This window comes from Lysinibacillus sp. JNUCC 51, from assembly GCF_015999525.1.
GTDB lineage: Bacteria > Bacillota > Bacilli > Bacillales_A > Planococcaceae > Lysinibacillus > Lysinibacillus xylanilyticus.
Window position 1 is genome coordinate 3784837 of sequence record NZ_CP065545.1, and the last position, 13936, is coordinate 3798772.

Below are 13936 nucleotides of genomic sequence, written 5' to 3' on the forward strand. Positions count from 1 at the left end.
GTTTTCGAAAAGAATGTTGTTATTCAACTAACGATGAAGAATAGTTGAATAAGAAGATGTAATTTTGATTGATTACCAGCAGTAAAATAAATTGAAAGGGGACGCTTTAGTTTGATTGATTATTTTAAACGTAAAATTAGATTAAGGGACTTTGAAGTGTGGGATGTTCGAATTGGCAACCAGAATTATGCTTTAGCCATTTTAGATGAATTTCGACCTGCCACATTTGATGATTTTGAAATTCCAGATTTAATTTATGAAGAAGATGACCAGCGTGCAAACTATGTCTCTGCTACATATTTCTCTGATGAAGCTGTTAAAGATGAACATAAAGAAATACTGCGTGAATTTGCACTAATGCTTACAGATCACTTAGCTTTGGCACATTGTGAAGTAATTATAAAGATTTATCAATAGAACCCTGAAAAAGCTATAGAACAAATGATGTTAACCAAATATGGTTTTAAAGAATCAGATATGGCATTAGATAAATTATTGTATTTTAATCAAGAGTAGAGGCCTTTAGTTCTTCTTCAACTAACTAATCTACTTCTTTCAACATCTTTTCTATTACACTTAATCTCACATTTAATTCGGATACTTGTTTAGCATTTTCTTTTTCAAATGCTAGTCTTTCAAGATGTTGTTTTTCAACTTTTTTGAGGACTTTTGAAATCATAAACCAAGCAATTAATGCAACTATAACAATAGTACTAATTGTATTGTAAATTGAAAAATAAGGCTTTGAATTTAAATCGTCGTTAAATTTGTCATTTTTATACCTCTTCTCATTGTTTGTTTTTTACTGTTAATGTAGAAATTAAATCAGATATTAACAGTTCATTCAGTAGTACATTAAAAGGATTAAGCGTATAGTATTTCGCAGCTTTAACACTTTCTAATAGTTCCATATCACTTGAAACAATATTTGCCTCCTCCAACTTTTGTAAATGTAAATAAAGTAAAGGTCTGCTAATACTAAACTCTCTTGCTAATTGACTATCATATTTTTTTCGAGATTTTTCAGAGTGTATTATCTGAATAAGGGGCTATACAACAATCGGGCGCGATTGGTGAAGAAGACTAGATTTTCAATCGACTAAATTTTTTAGTGTAGCGAATTATCTTAAATCAAAAATTTAACAGTTATACTATTAACCCCGTCCTTACTTAGAACGGGGTTATGCTCGTTTGAGTTTTTATAATTAAATAGCTTTATTGTCACTTTACATAAGATTGTGGGCAAAATTAAATCCGATTTTGCCTCTAAATTCAACTAGTTGAACCACTATATTCAACCTTAGTATCCTCATTAATATTTAGTCCGTATCTTTCTGCTTCAAAATGATCTATCCCTGGAAGGTTTCTTAATAATGGAGATACTAACCAATACATACTTACGAAGAACATAGATACCATTACTAAATGCAATAAGTACTCAGTACCTACTATAGATATAAATATCCCACCAAATAACGCCCCTAAAGGAGCGGCTAACATTGTAAAACTATTAATAAAACTAAATACCCTGCCCAAATAATTTTCGGGAAGATTCTTTTGTAAAACAGACAAGAATAATACACCTGTTGCTCCTGGCATTATTTGACTTAATCCAAATGTTACAATTGAGACATATAAATTTGACGAAAAAGCTGCGATTAATCCTAAAGCGCCAGATATAAAGAAACCCACTACTGTTAGTTTACCTAATCCTATTTTACTTAAATAAAATGAAATCAATGTTCCTAATAGTAGTCCCGTAGATAAAGCTGCTAAATAATATGCGTAGTAAGCTTCGCTTCCTTTAAAAGCTGCATAAGAAGGTAAATTAGCAGTGACTGCCCCTAAAAGGAAATTTGCCACCAAAGAGCCGATGAGAAATTTAGGGATAAATGATTTTTTAATAAAAACATAACCTTCAAATAGTTCCATTTTATATTCATTTAAAAATAATTTAAAACTCATCACTTCATAGCTATCTTTTTCTTCAGGTATCTTAATAATCAAATAAATAAAAGTAGAAATAAAGAATAAAATTGAAGAACAAATCAACATATTAATAGCACCAAACTTTAATATTACTATACCACTGGCAATAGTAAATAAAATATCGATTCCTTGATAAGCAAACATCATTATTGAATTTGCTTTAACAAAATGTTCCTCATCTAAAATTTTAGGAAGAATTACATTTTGGGTAGGGTAAGTAAATTGTTGAATTAAAGAAATGATCGGCATTAGGATTAAAAGTGTTACAACATGCAAATTATTATAATAATCTAATAGCGGAATAACTAGTAACAAGATAGCCTGCAACAATTGTGTAAAAATAAGAATTTTTTTTAGATTCCACTTATCTATAAATGGACCTAACAAAAATTGCAATGCAATCGGAATACTAATCAAAAATCCAGCTAAACCAGTATAAAAAGGATTTTCTGTAAGCTCATAAACTAACCACATTCCAGCTATGAAGTAAAGACTATCTGCTAAATTGGTGAGTATTCTTCCGAATAACAAGATAGAAAAATTACGATTAAACAAATAACACGCCTCCCGTTAAATAAAATTTATCGTTAAAATAATTTTAACGATAAATTTTATTTTTATCAATACTTTTTTTGTGTTATATTTTATTTATTAAGTTTAAAAAATGGAGGGGCTTTATGAATTCAAATAAAAGTAATATTGGTAAAATACTATTTAATCCAAAAAAATCTTCAATACTGAATATTGTGAATAAACAACCGAAGACAGTAAAGGAAATCGCACATAGTTTGGGGGAAAGCCCATCACGATTGTACTATCACATAAAACAACTAGAAGATGCAGGATTATTAAATGTTGCCAAAGAAGAAATGGTAGGGAATATTTCCCAAAAATACTATATAACAAGTGAAGTATTTGAAAGAGAATTTACATTCGACGGACAATTAGCAAATCAAAATAAGGATTTAATCATAGGTAACCTGTGTGCATATACAAATGAAGCGATACGAAGGGTAGAGATAGATTTAGAAAGTGAAAAATTAGAAAAAGATTCAGAAATAAGCGTGGTTTCTTTAAGACTCACGAAAGAAGCGTGGAGAAAACTAAATAACAAAATAAGAGATATTATAACGACTTTTGGAGAAGAAAACGGAGATTTAGGAGAAGAACAATTATATAAATATATACTTATGAGTTATAAGGAAGAGTGAGGATAAAACTTTTAAATAATAATTTTATAGGGAATTACAACAAAAAAATTTTAATGAATGAAGGGTCTTATTACCTCATCCATTAAAATTTTTTCAATTAATAGGCACCTACTTTTTCTGAATTTCGAGAGAGTAGATTCATTAAAATATGCGGGTCTGGCAAAGCTGCTTCAGAATTCACAACATTGCCACTAGAAGCTTCTACCCCATTGCTAGTGCGATTTAAAAAGATATATCCATAACTTTGTAATTTAGTAATATTATTTTGCACACCATGATTATTCCACATACGTGTATTCATGTTTGGAGCAAGGAATATGGGATCTTCATAATTAACAGCACAAAGACTTAATAAATCATCTGCTACACCATTTGCAAGTTTAAACAAAAAATTGGCTGTTGTTGGGAGAATTAAAAAAACATCAGCTTCTTTTGCTAAATTCACATGTGGAGTCTTAATAACCGATTCATCTAGTACATCTGTAAAAACATTATTAACGAATGGTTTTATAGCTTGTACAGTTATAAATCTTTGAGCATTTTGAGTTAATATTACGTCAATTTCATATTGATGATTTAAAGCATGTAAATACTGAGGAACATTTATAGCTCCTATGGCACCACAAACACCTAGTAATAATTTTTTTTTATGCATATACAAGATCCTCCCCTACTAAATTAATATATTTTTTAATATTCTTCTTAACCGGAGGGCATGGTGTAGTTCCTGATTCTATTCTTTCCAATGGGCATGCATTACCATGACAGGAAGGTCTGAAATAACAACTTGTACAATTTGAATCTTCATTTGCCCCTCCAGAAAGCCAAAGAGATAAACGTTCTTCAAATATCTCCATTTCTCCATCCTCTTTTAACCACCCTACATGGTTATAAGGATTGTTAAATGCTACAGTACATTTATAAATCATACCGTCCGAACCAATTACGTATGAATTAGGATTGGCAGCGTAGCATTCCGATCCATTCGGCTGTAGATTCATTTTATAAAAGTCGAAGTTAAATCCTCTTTCTTTAGCTTCTTCATAAATCGGGAATAACTCTTTAGAATCACATAAATGAATACTGCTATCTTGCGCTCCTTTTAAATTCAAAACTGCAATAAAATGCAAGTAGAATCTAGAATCCTCTTTAAAATTCTTCTCTACTAAATCAAGATATTGCATCATTACTGTTGAAACTTCCTGGTTGATATTGGAACGTAGTATCATATGAAACTCGTGTTCAGTTTCTCTTATCTTTTCCAAATTCGAGAAAATTTCATCGAACGTTGTTTCGCCATTTCTACCAACCCTATACTTATTATGTGTTTCAGCTGTTCCGTCAAGAGTAACTTGATAACTAGTAACATTTAAATCAATAAGTGTGTCGAAAACTTCTGGAGTTAAAAGGTAGCCATTTGTCGTTATATCAGAACTGTAAAATACATTATTCTTTTCACATATATCTAAAAAAGATTTTGATAATTTTTTTAGGGTTTCATATGATTTTAATGGTTCGCCTCCGAACCAAGATATGTGTAAATGGTTATAGTTGTTTATATTTTCTTCCAAGAAATTAATTAAACCTGTTTGAACCTCCGTTTTTATTTCTTTCTTTAAAAAATCCTCATAACAGTAAGTACATCTAAAGTTGCAATCTTCATTTATTAAAATTATTAACCTTAAAGTACGATTAGAGGATAGACTTTTATGTTTTAATGCAGTGGAAAGACGAAATTCATCTGTATTTTTATTAACTAAGTAACCATTTTCGTTAAGAAACTCTATAACCTCACCATCTAAGTCTTCTTTTTCAATTTCGATATTCTTACTTTTAAGTATACTTAGAACCTTTTTTTGATTTTCATTATCAAATTTAGCAATTTTCCCAGTATAAGAGTTGTATAACTTTAAACTATCAACATTTTTAACTATTACGTTAAAACGTGATGGTGTTAAATTGTTTAGATTGCGTATCACCTTTTTGATTTATATCTCGATTAAACATGTAATTTTCCTCCTTGAAAAAAGAAGTCCAATTAAGGACTTCTTTTTCTGTGCTAATTAGCAAAATACATTAACTACTACTGGACGTGTTGATGCCATAAATACCGCCTCCTATTTATACATAAATAAATTTAACGTTAAAAAAATTTTCTTGTTTTGTTTTATTTAGCGTTAAATTTATTTTATAATAAACGCATTTCTGAAATTATTCAATTTTCACATAATTATAATTTTGGCAATATTCTATTATTTTCGATTTTAATTTTTGTAAAATGTAAAACTTTAAAAACAAAAAAATTTAATTTTATATTAAAATCGTTCATTTATACTGTTATTTGATAGTTCTATAATCTTATTTTTAAAAAAAAGAATAGAACTAAAAGCGCAAGAAGAGATAATCTTCAGCATAGATAGCAAAGCAGTTTCGCTAAAAATGAAGAAAGTGGAAAATTAAAAATTCTACAACAATTTATATGGTTACACGCTTTATTGTTGTCTTAGGTGGTACATACGAAATACAATGGTTGAATGTTCGTAAGTTTTTCGTAGATTATGGTATTACTAGAAATGTTTATGGTAATAAACCAAATGAAATTGTCTTTGGTGACAGACAAAGACTTGATCAGTGGGGATACGATGAGATTATTCTGTTAAGTAAAAAGAAATTACAACATGAAATCTTTTTATTTTCACAGACCAAAATAATTATCCATTGCTCAAATATTAAAATCAGAAAGTTAAAGGCTTAGAAAACAATTGATTATTATCTACAGGAAAATAAATTAAATTGGGGATTCGATTTTCAACAATCGGGCGCTTTTCCGTAATAGGGAAAGCTTCTTTATTCATGGAAAGGGCCATATTGCGGAATAACACCTTTAAGGGAAATAGGTATCTATGTTTATATTTAAAAAGCTTTGAAGATTTGAAACTTTATTCAACTTTCATTGAAGATTGTAAAGATTTCCACTTAAAGTAACGGGTGCTTTAAAGAGTATTGAGCTGTGAAGACAGCCCTTGTTTTTTATTAGTAACGAAGGAGTTTAGTTTAACAAGGAATTGTAGGTTACAATAAACTTCTTAAAATCTTAGAGGAATTTTATAGTGAAAAAGAGAAGTGATTTCAGCAGTATTATAAGGGAGGTTTATAAATGAGAGTTGGAATAATCGGAGGCGGTTTTGGTTTAAAAGTTCAAGCCCCTATCATTAAAATACATCCTATGATGAAAATTACTGCAGTTAGCACTATGAAGCGTCATCAATTACCTGAAGAATTGTTAAGTGGTGAAAATCCTCCTGCTCATTATCAAAATTGGACGGATATGTTAGAGAAAGAGGAACTTGAGTTATTATTTGTGAGTTCAATACCAATCTATCACTTTGAAATGGTGAAATACGCATTACAAAGAGGAATAAATGTTGTATGCGAAAAACCTTTTACAAGGAATAGTAAAGAATCTAAAGAGTTATTGCAGCTTTCAAAACAGAATAATTCAAAGGTTATTATTGATTTTGAATGGCGGTATTTTCCGATACGTCAAAAAATCAAAGAATTAATCGTTAACAATTCTATTGGGAAGCTAATTCATCTCGAATACCATATTTCAAGCCCGCAATACCAACATCTTATTTCAAATAAAAGAGGTTGGATGGGGGAAAAGCGAAAATTTGGAGGAATGCTAGGTGCATTAGGTGCACATATGATAGATTGTTTGAGATGGCTAACAGCGGATGAAATAGAAAATGTAAACGGCTTAGTATATACTCACGTTCCTAAGGGAGCAGGAGAATATAGAGATGCAGATGATGCGTTTTTTATTCACGGAAAGATGAAATATAATACTACTTTTTCTCTTCAACTCTTATCAGGGATTAATCACGGATTCGGCTCTAACTTAAAGATATTTGGGAGTAAAGGTACAATAAGCTTAAACAATGATAAAACTTTGTTGTTTGGAAAAGCAAATGAACAACTAGAAGTAATAAATGTTGAACAAAGAATAGGTCCTGTCCATCTAACAGACGAGGCAAATGCTTATTATCCAGCATTTTACCCATTTTTAGAAAGAGTCTATGATTATATTGTTTACAACAGAATTGATAAGGATTTACCGACTATATTCGATGGTCACGAAAACCAAGTAGTAATTGATAAAATATTTGAAGTGTAAAAAATCTTCTTCAACTGGTACGATTGTTTAATTTGAGCAATCGCTTTTTCACTAACGGCACAGATTTGCTTAAGACAGGTAAGTTAAGGGTTAAAACGAATAGCTTAGATGGGCATCACTTCATCCTAATTTACATTTGACGATTGGAAACGGGAAGACAATTCAGGAGATCTGTCGGCAACAAATCGAAAACGACCTTTACAAAAAAACACCCTGTAAAAGTTAGATTGTTGTCTAACTTTTACGGGGCAGTTCAAAGGAATGCTCACCGCTTTAGTTCAAAAAGGTAAAATCCATAATCTGTGGAAACACCGGAATAACCCATTTACCGGAGCATCGCGGTAATATTACCACGGTGATATGTACACGTGATTAACCACGTGCCTAACGAGATCGTTGTAATTAGCCCGCAACTCACCGAATTTAAGCGGATACTCAGATATTTCCTCTAAATCATCTAGGTGGTTCATGATAAACTCTTCATATCTAGCCGCAATTTTAGCAAAGTAAGCCTCAAATGAGTTGAGTGTGGCATCATAATCCACGAAAAAAACAGAAGAAAAAGACTGCTTGAAAACTATAGAACCATTTTTCGGAATAATCTATTAATTACAACAATTGTTATCCTGGATACATCGGATCCTTAATGGTATATTCTTTTGGCGGTTCAACCTTTATTAAATGCTGAACAAAATAGTCCCACCGTCGTCGAATATAATAAACATCTGCACCAATACCATGATGCCGATTAGGAAGGATCATTAAATCAAAATCTTTATTTGCCTTTGTTAATGCATGTACCATTCGGATTGTCAATGAAGGATGCACATTGTCATCCATATCTCCTGTTACTAAAAGTAATTTTCCATTCAGACGACTTACTAGGAGCGTATTATCTTGTTCTTTATATAGTTCAGGATCATACATTCCTTGAAATCGTTCTCCCCAAAACGCTAAATAATAACGTTGATCGTGATTGCCACAGCCAGCAACTGCTACCTTAAACGTTTCAGGATATGAAAGGATGGCTCTAGCAGCTCCGTAGCCACCACCAGATTCTCCGTATATACCGACACTTTTTTTATCTAAAAAGGGGAACCGCTGTGTTAATTGTTTAAGTGCTGCTACATGATCTTCCAAACCGGCAGCTTTTTCTAAGCTTCCATTAGAATAATCATGAAACGATTTTGATCGATAAGGAGTGCCTCTTCCATCCATTATAATAACTGCAAATCCAAGCTGAGCAAATGCTTGTGCTCCACCTGTAAAATCTAAAGGTCCTACTATAAATTCACCACCCCAAGTAAATTTTTTAGGAGTGTGAATGAGTTGGGGACCACCATAAAAACTATCTAGAACTGGATACTTTTTATTTTTAGTAAAATTTGCTGGCCGAATCAAAATTCCATATAGATCAGTAGTTCCATCAGCGGCCTTAACCTTAAAACGTTCAGGAATGCTGTATCCCTTTTCTAAGAGTCCTTCCACGTCTGCTTTTTCCAAATTACAGACTAAGCTTCCATCAGTTTTACGTAATACAGTTTGAGGTGGTAAATCCACACGGGAGTATGTGTCTACAAAATAGTTATAATTAGGAGAGATAAATACACCATGTTCTGCATCTTCAGGGGTTAAAAGCATGAGTTCAGTTCCATCAAATCGAACTCTATAGAGATGTTGAAGATACGGATCCCGCTCAGATTCTCTCCCTCCGGCTGTAAAATATATCCATTCACTCTCTTCATCCACACTTAGAATTTGGCGAACTCCCCATTGTCCTGACGTTATACGATTCTTTAATTGTCCAGTATTTCCATCATATAAGTATATGTGTGACCAACCATCTCGTTCAGAATGCCAAATAAAGTCATTACTTTTATTTATCCATCTTATGTTTACTCCTCCAGATCCTAGATTATATAAATCTATGAATATAAAACTATCGCTTTTTTCTTCAAGTAACATTCTAGCTTTACCTGTTTCAGAATCTACTAAAATAAGTTGAACCATTCGATAATCTCTAGAGAAATTCAAAAAATAGAAATTATTACTATCATCTGTCCAAAATGCAGTTTGTAAATCTTGTGTTAAAGGTGACACCATTCCAGAAATTATAGGATTGAAATCAACCTTTATTGTAGATCCCTTTTCTACATCAAAAATAAAAAATTCAATTAACGGAACATTTTCATCACCAACCAAAGGATATCGGTATGCATGAGCCTTAGGTTCACATGCTTGATCTTGTGAAACAGACTGCATCAGGTGCAGTGTTCTAACTTTTCTTTGATCCAATCTATGCGACACAATTTTTTTAGAATTTGGCGACCACAATGCTACAGGTGGTAGCTGTGGTTGGTACAAACGTTCAAAAACTGCACTTGTGCTTGCCTCGGGCTGACTTCCATAATCGTAATATGGTTCTCCATCGACCGTAAGTGATTTAATCTCTTCAGTTTTTAAACTACGCAAATACAAGTTATTATCCTTAGTAAAAACAGTCCAATCTCCATCAGGTGAACAACTTTCATGTATCAAAACCTTCTTATTTGTATTTATCCTTTTACATTCATATTGATGTAAATTACAATCCCAGGAGGTTTCCCCTATATTAAATTGAATTGATTGTTCGTTATCAATAAAGCTAAATGAATCAAATGGAAGGTCATAAGGAGCATAAAGCTTCCCTGTTGAACGAGAGAGAGCCTTTGCCAGCTTTTCATGATTGAATGCTTCTTTTATTTTTCCCCTTATTGGATCAACCACTATAAATTGCTTGCTATCTGTATTTATATCTCTTTGATACCAAAAGCATTCTGATTTACCGAACCAATTCGGAATCACTTTTCCGTTAAGCACATCTTTTAGCGTATTCCAAACCAGTAAACTCTCCGCACGCTCGTAATGTTTATCACCAATTGTTAATTTCATTAGAAACACCTCTTTGTGTTAATATCATTAAAAACGTTTTTAACGATATTAACAATAAAACAAATGTAATATTTAGTCAATAATAAAACTTGAATATTACAAATATAATTAATGTGAACTAGTTAGACGATAACTCAATTTGACAATTTCCTATCGATTATTTATCATTAATAACATTAATAATAACGTTAATAAGGAGATCTAAAATGTCTAATCTTCAAAGTTTACAAGAACAATTTAGTCAAGAATTAGAAAAATTAAGTGATGGCAGAGGTAATTTATTAGCTGAACGCTTATTCTCCCTTTTATTATTTTCGTCTAAACCATTAAGTTTACAAGAAATGGCTGATCAATTGGAAGTAACAAAAGCTGCAGTAAGTATTCGAATTCGTGAATTAGAGGCAGGTGGATTATCTGTTAAAAAGTCAAAAATAAGTGATCGACGAGATTATTATTACATAGCAGAAGATTTTAGCCTTGTAATGGCCGAGTTATTTTTATCAAAAATGAAGCTTTTTCTATCAAGCACCGACAGCATATTGGAAAAATGGCCAGAAGAGTCAAAAATCTCGGAAGACCAAATTGAAAACTATCATACAGCTAAAAAGAGAATGATGGACTTCCAATTGATATATCAGCTTATTTTCCAACGATTAGAGGGAATTGAGGATGAATGGAAATTAAAAAGAAACATTACTGATAAATAAAATTGAGATCAAAATCGGAATGAAAGATTATTTTCCCTATAAAATTTTTATATGTGTATATGTGTATATCTACATAACAATCTAAAACTTCACTCAGGGTAAGAACCCTGTGAGGCAGTATAACTAACATTTACCCATGATCGAGGATTAACGCTACGGGCTACTCGCTTTCCTGGTGAGGAAGAGTCGAGTAGATATTAGTTACAAGTAGCTAAAAATATCAACTATAAAATCCTTTTAATATACTATGTGTATAAATTGATTGGAGTGAAGGCTACTTGACTACTTGACTACTTGACTACTTGGGGAATTGCGTCAAGATGAGACCCTTAAGCACAAGTAAAGCGGCTCACCCTACTACAATCTTAAGTTATAAATCTTTATCAGAAGCAGAAGAATATTGCAAAGAGCTTGGAGTTAACAATAAGGATTGGTGTTATATAGGTGATCCCTTGGAAGGTTGTCAGGACGGTACTATAAAATGCAAATGAATTTTGTTATTCTACTCCCATGAAAGAACTTAACCATCTTTCATTTTCTGTGTGTAGTGCTGGTTTTTGCGTTACATGGATGGCTAACGGTGCAGTTAAGTTGAATAAGAAGGTTACTTTAAACAGATATACCAATGCGAAATTTTAAATTCTATCACTACATTGAATGAATATCTGAAAGAAAATGTGCAGTTGTAGCTTTGTAAAAAAGATCGAACTTATAATAAAGATTGATAATTTGTAATAAAGTTTGATAAAAATCATCTCTTTAGTTATCCTTTGAGATGATTTTTTTATTGGACATTTATGTTAAAACTGATGTTTATCTTGTGAAGAATCTCTTCCAATCCTTCCACCGTATGGTCCACTTTATCAAACGAACTTAACAATTGACCAAATGATTGCTATTCAACGCTCTCATAAAATTGGCGTCAAGAATATTAAACAAATGGAAATTACCAGTGGAGGGAGAATAATTGGGGATTTGTGGTATTATATAGTGAGCGAAGAAACAGAATAAAATTTTCCAACGAGCTTCGCAAACAATTGAAATTACCAATAGAGGGTCCTGCCGACAAAATGCTACAGACCTAATTACTGTAAGACACTTTTTGGAAGGATAAATCAGTTCCTACTTTTTATAGAATAGGCTGATATGGTATTTTCTTAGGTTATAATAACAGCTAGATTTTAATAGCTGAGAATTAAAAGGAGAGATTTCATTATTTATGTTTAAAAATTCTTTTGGAAAGTGCCTAGTAACTTTTTTGGTTTTACTTTTACTTATCCCTGCTTTTACAAATCAAAAGGCTACAGCTAATTCACTACCTCAAAATGAAATGCGTGCAGCCTGGATTGCAACAGTATCTAATATTGATATGAAGGCAGGTATGAGTAAAACCCAATATACTCAATGGGTTCAAAGTACCTTAGACAAATTAAAAGCTGATAACTTTAATACAGTTATATTTCAAGTTAAGCCATTAAATGATGCACTGTACCCATCTAAGCTTGCTCCATGGTCATCGTATATAACAGGCAATACACAAGGGACCAATCCGGGTTTTGATCCATTGCAAATAATGCTGGATGAAGCACATAAGCGAGGATTAGAACTTCATGCTTGGGTAAACCCATATAGGGTCACTATGCCTTCGCAATCTTTGACTAATCTTGCTGCCGATAATGTAGCCCGTAAAAATTCTAATTGGGTAGTGAAATACGGTAAACAATACTATTTAGATCCTGGTTTGCCGGAAGTTCAAAATTACTTAATATCAACCATAGAAGAATTAGTAAGCAACTATGATATCGACGCTGTACATATGGATGATTACTTCTATCCTTATAAAATAAAAGGAGAGACTTTTCAAGATCAACAAACTTTTAAAAAGTATGGTGGCTCATTCAATAATATTGAAGACTGGCGCAGAAATAATGTTAATCAATTAGTAAAAAAGGTTTATGCAAGCATTAAGGCAATTAAACCTCATGTTCAATATGGAATATCTCCGTTTGGAATTTGGCGAAACAAAGGGCAAGATTCTACTGGTAGTAACACGAATGGAATGAGTAACTACGATGATCTTTATGCAGATACAAGACAGTGGATTAAAGATGGAAGTATCGATTATATTGCTCCTCAAATCTATTGGTCCAGAAATCATAAAGCAGCAAATTACTCTGTTTTATTAGATTGGTGGGGAAGAGAAGTTCAAACGTACGCAAAAGTCCATCCTGTTAATTTATATATTGGCATGGCCAATCATAAAGTTGGAAATGATTCTGATACTGCATGGAATAATAAGACGGAACTTATCAGCCAAGTAATCGCCAACAGAGCAAATAAAAATGCTCAAGGACAAATGCATTTTTCTTTAAGAAGTATTAATAATAACGCTCTTGGATATGCTTTTTATCTAAATCAGCAACTATACAATTATAAAGCTTTAACACCTACAATTTATTGGAAAGACCCTGCAATACCTTTATGTCCAACTGATGTTAAATTGAGTAAAGAGTCTTTCGGCATGAAGCTTACTATTACAGATGAAAATATTACTCAACCAAGGAAATATGTAATATACCGATTTGATGGAACAAAAGAAGGATCATATAAAGACGTTAAAAATATAGTAGACGTGGTTTATAACACACAAGGTAATACTGTTTATGTAGATACTATTGCAAATAATAGTAAAGTATACACATATGGTATAAAGTCTATATCTGCTACAGGTGTGGAAAGTAAAACTGCTTTTGTTCTAAAAGACGGAAATCCTTACCAGTAGCAATAGAGCCAACACCTGAAGGGCCAGAGCAACCAGAAAAACCTGTAGATCCAAAGCCTATTGGTAAAAAATAATCGATCTTTTTTATAAAAACCAATCTTAAATTTAAGGGATAAGAATCCATTTTGATCAATCTTTT

At 32.0% G+C, this 13936-nt stretch carries 10 protein-coding genes; 5 read left to right on the forward strand and 5 right to left on the reverse strand.

Annotated elements, in window-relative coordinates:
- Positions 1-111 precede the first annotated feature (111 nt).
- Entirely contained in the window at positions 112-417 is a 306-nt protein-coding gene (locus JNUCC51_RS18280; RefSeq protein ID WP_337989167.1) for a hypothetical protein, read from the forward strand.
- Between the two features lie 371 nt (positions 418-788).
- Here the strand turns inward: JNUCC51_RS18280 and JNUCC51_RS18285 are convergent, their stop codons facing one another.
- Together JNUCC51_RS18285 and JNUCC51_RS18290 are read right to left on the reverse strand one after the other, a co-directional pair.
- A complete protein-coding gene (locus JNUCC51_RS18285) occupies positions 789-1043 on the reverse strand; it encodes an ArsR/SmtB family transcription factor (RefSeq protein WP_337992259.1) in 255 nt (84 codons plus the stop codon).
- Between the two features lie 229 nt (positions 1044-1272).
- Positions 1273-2544 carry an MFS transporter gene (locus JNUCC51_RS18290; protein ID WP_337989168.1) on the reverse strand — a complete coding sequence of 424 codons (1272 nt, stop codon included), beginning with the start codon at positions 2542-2544 and terminating at the stop codon, positions 1273-1275.
- 122 nt (positions 2545-2666) lie between these two features.
- Between JNUCC51_RS18290 and JNUCC51_RS18295 the strand changes: the two genes are divergently transcribed.
- Positions 2667-3200: a winged helix-turn-helix domain-containing protein gene (locus tag JNUCC51_RS18295; RefSeq protein WP_337989169.1), complete on the forward strand. Its 534-nt coding sequence runs from the start codon at positions 2667-2669 to the stop codon at positions 3198-3200.
- 97 nt (positions 3201-3297) lie between these two features.
- Here JNUCC51_RS18295 and JNUCC51_RS18300 read toward each other — a convergent pair whose 3' ends face one another.
- Together JNUCC51_RS18300 and JNUCC51_RS18305 are read right to left on the reverse strand one after the other, a co-directional pair.
- Positions 3298-3855, reverse strand: a complete 558-nt coding sequence (locus JNUCC51_RS18300; RefSeq protein WP_337989170.1) for a flavoprotein — start codon at positions 3853-3855, stop codon at positions 3298-3300.
- Entirely contained in the window at positions 3848-5179 is a 1332-nt protein-coding gene (locus tag JNUCC51_RS18305) for a radical SAM/SPASM domain-containing protein (RefSeq protein WP_337989171.1), read from the reverse strand. Before JNUCC51_RS18305 ends, JNUCC51_RS18300 begins: the two co-directional genes overlap by 8 nt.
- 1178 nt (positions 5180-6357) lie before the next feature.
- On the opposite strand from JNUCC51_RS18305, the gene JNUCC51_RS18310 reads away from it, so the two are divergent.
- Positions 6358-7377: a Gfo/Idh/MocA family protein gene (locus tag JNUCC51_RS18310; protein WP_337989172.1), complete on the forward strand. Its 1020-nt coding sequence runs from the start codon at positions 6358-6360 to the stop codon at positions 7375-7377.
- A gap of 621 nt (positions 7378-7998) precedes the next feature.
- Here the strand turns inward: JNUCC51_RS18310 and JNUCC51_RS18315 are convergent.
- Positions 7999-10308, reverse strand: a complete 2310-nt coding sequence (locus tag JNUCC51_RS18315) for a S9 family peptidase (protein WP_337989173.1) — start codon at positions 10306-10308, stop codon at positions 7999-8001.
- A 206-nt stretch (positions 10309-10514) separates the two neighbouring features.
- Between JNUCC51_RS18315 and JNUCC51_RS18320 the strand changes: the two genes are divergently transcribed.
- Together JNUCC51_RS18320 and JNUCC51_RS18325 are read left to right on the forward strand one after the other, a co-directional pair.
- Positions 10515-11015 (forward strand): GbsR/MarR family transcriptional regulator, encoded by a 501-nt coding sequence (locus tag JNUCC51_RS18320; RefSeq protein WP_337989174.1) that lies wholly within the window; start codon positions 10515-10517, stop codon positions 11013-11015.
- 1219 nt (positions 11016-12234) lie between these two features.
- Entirely contained in the window at positions 12235-13797 is a 1563-nt protein-coding gene (locus tag JNUCC51_RS18325) for a glycoside hydrolase family 10-like protein (protein WP_337989175.1), read from the forward strand.
- Positions 13798-13936 lie beyond the last annotated feature (139 nt).